The organism is Candidatus Phytoplasma palmae, assembly GCF_046896035.1.
GTDB classification, from domain to species: domain Bacteria; phylum Bacillota_I; class Bacilli_A; order Acholeplasmatales; family Acholeplasmataceae; genus Phytoplasma; species Phytoplasma palmae.
In genome coordinates this window covers 1-3,210 of the sequence record NZ_JBIPDD010000020.1, presented here as the reverse complement: position 1 = coordinate 3,210, position 3,210 = coordinate 1, and the positions used below count along the sequence as shown (strand labels likewise).

1 protein-coding gene and 1 tRNA gene are annotated in these 3,210 nt (G+C 25.0%); both read left to right on the top strand.

The window, feature by feature from the left end; translation table 11 throughout:
* Positions 1-78: 78 nt before the first annotated feature.
* Positions 79-154, top strand: a tRNA-Asn gene (locus ACHMP6_RS01705).
* Positions 155-327: 173 nt separating this feature from the next.
* Positions 328-2,505 carry a polyribonucleotide nucleotidyltransferase gene (locus ACHMP6_RS01700; protein WP_412097801.1) on the top strand — a complete coding sequence of 726 codons (2,178 nt, stop codon included), beginning with the start codon at positions 328-330 and terminating at the stop codon, positions 2,503-2,505.
* Positions 2,506-3,210: the final 705 nt, after the last annotated feature.

Here is a 3,210-nt window from a genome sequence, read left to right as displayed (position 1 = left end):
GGGGTTCAAATCCCTCATCCTCTACCACAAATCCATATTATTTTTTTGTATAAAAGAATAATATGGGGCTATTTATGTGCCTATATAGCTCAGTTGGTAGAGCATCTGGCTGTTAACCAGAGGGTCCTAGGTTCGAGCCCTAGTGTAGGCGCCATTTTTTATATTTTTATATTTATAAAACATAATATTTTTTTATTAAAAATATGTTTTTAATTAACATTTTATTTTTAAAAGTAGTTTTGTAATAAATTTTTTTTAAAAAAATATATTTAATAAAAAATTAAGTTAGTTTATTTATATATACCAAATTTGAAAAGGAAAAATTAAATGAATTCGTGTTTTTTTGAAACTATTTTTGAAAATAATCTGTTAACGGTAGAAATTAATAAATTAGCTAAACAATCTAGTGGAAATGTTTTAGTAAGGTATAAAGATACTGTAATTTTAAGTGTTTCAGTATTAGGTAAAAATGAAACTTTATTAAATTATTTTCCTTTAATGGTGATATACCAAGAAAAACTTTATGCCGTGGGGAAAATACCTGGTAGTTTTTCTAAAAGAGAAGGTAAATTATCTGATCAGGAGATTTTAAATTCACGTTTAATTGATAGAACTATAAGACCTTTATTTTCTCATTCTTTTAGACAAGAAATTCAAGTTGTTAATACTGTTTTAAGCAGTGATGATGATTGTAATAATGAAATATTTGCTATTTTAGGAAGTTCCTTGTCTTTACTTCTTTCAGAAATACCTTTTAACGAACCTGTATCAGGAATTTGTATTGGTAAAATTAAAAATAAATTTATTATTAATCCCAATTTAAAACAAAAAGAACAATCTGATTTTATATTAATATTATCTGGTACTAAAAATAGTTTAAATATGATAGAAGCTATTGCTAATGAAATATCTGAAGCTGATTTGTTAGAAGCTATGGTTTTAGGACATAAAAAAATTCAAGAACTTTGTATTTTTCAAGAAAAAATTAAGGAAAAAATAAATCCAAAAAAAATTATTATTCCTTCTCAAGATTCAAATATAGAAAAATTAAGTTCACTTATAGAAGAAAAATATATTTCTCAAATAAAAGATATTTTAAATCAAAGTAATAGTTATAAAATTAGTAAAAATGAATTAAATGAAAATATAGAAAAACTCAAGAGAGAAATTTTAGATAATTTTAAACAAAATAATCAAAATAATAATTCCAAAAATTCCAAAGAATTAGAACAAAATTTATTATCTTTAGAAAAAAATCCTAAATATTTTATTTTTATTGAGGAAATTTTTCATTCTTTAGTAAAAAAAGAAATAAGAAGTATGATTATTAAAAATAAATTAAGAATAGATGGTAGAAAAATAAACGAAATTAGACCTATAAAAAGCGAAATTAGCGTTTTACCTCGAGCTCATGGTTCTGCTATTTTTACTCGTGGACAAACACAAAGTTTATCTGTTGTTACTTTAGGAACTTTAAGAGAAAGTAAATTGATTGATGATTTAACTCAAGAAGAACAAAAACGTTTTATTGTTCATTATAATTTTCCTCCTTTTTCTGTTGGAGAAATAGGAAGGTATATGATGATTTCTAGAAGAGAAATTGGACACGGAATATTAGCTGAAAAAGCTTTATCTTGTGTTTTGCCATCGGAAGATGATTTTCCTTATACTATAAGAGTTGTTTCTGAAATTTTAGAATCTAATGGTTCTTCTTCGCAAGCTACTATTTGTGCTACTTCTATGGCTTTAATGGATGCTGGAGTTCCTTTGAAAAAATCTGTTGCAGGAATAGCTATGGGTTTATTTTTTGATGAAAATACCAAAGAATACGTTATTTTAAGTGATATTCAAGGGTTAGAAGATCATACAGGGGATATGGATTTAAAAGTTTCTGGTACTGAAAAAGGAATTACTGCTTTGCAAATGGATATTAAAATGAAATATTTAGAGATAAACATTTTAAAAGAATGTTTAGAAAGAGCAAAATTAGGTAGAATAGAAATTTTAAAAAACATGAGCCAAGTTATTGATAAACCAAAAAAAGATTTATCTTTATACGCTCCTAAAGTTAAAATCATTCATATTCCTGTTCATAAAATTCGTGATGTAATAGGTTCAGGCGGTAAAATAATTTCTCAAATTATATCTAAATATGATAATGTCAAAATAGATATTGAACAAGACGGAAGAATTATAGTTATGCATCAAAATATTGAGATGGTTCAAAAAGCAGTTGATTATATTTTAGATTTAGTTAAAGAAGTTAAAGTGGGAGAAATTTATCAAGTAACTGTTTTAAAAATTTTAAGCGATAAATTTGGAAAATCTTTTGGCGTTATAGTAGAAATTTTTCCTCACGTTGAAGGATTTATTCATTATAGTAAAATTCATAATATAAATAAATTTACAAAAATAGAAGATTTTATACAAAAAGGTAATAAATTATTAACAAAATGTATTAAAATCAACGAAAAAGGAAAAGTATTTTTATCTTTAGAAAAATAAAAATACTTTTTATTTTTTTGTAAAGAAATAAATATTTTTTTATAAAAATTTGTTAAAATATAGTTGTTAGAAAATAATATAAGACGATCGAAGTTTAATTTTTTTTATTTTTAAATAAAGATATAATTAATTAAGTTTAGGAAAGTCCATGGGGCGCGAAATGATGCCTAATTATGAGTGATTTCACGTATCACGAACATCATGATAATATGTTCCTTCATATTCTTGGCTTTTGAAACGAAAGAATCAAAAGTTACAGCAAAGAATAAAAGCGGGTTGAGGAGAAATTCATATCCAAGAAGATCACGCCAGAAGAATGACTCACACGGATAACCTTATTCAAAAAAGGCTAAATGCAATAAACGGGGTAATTATATTACCAAACAGAAATGAATTGTAACTGTTTTTCAAAGTTATTTGAAAATTTAATATTTGGTTTTCAAAATTATCAATGTTTTTAACAAAAAACATCCTAGGGTTGATAACCTAACTTTGAACCTACCTGTATATATAAAAATATAAAAAAAATTTGATCTTCAATGTTATATAGATTGAAGATCAAAAAAGGTCTGCATACCTAAATGAGTCGCGTAAATAATTAGAGTAACTTCGATCTTCCTAAACTTCTCTTAGAGAAATTATTTCTCTGTAGAAAAACACAGAATAGTCTGTGGAAGTAAGGAAAAAGCAGAATCATAGTAGTCG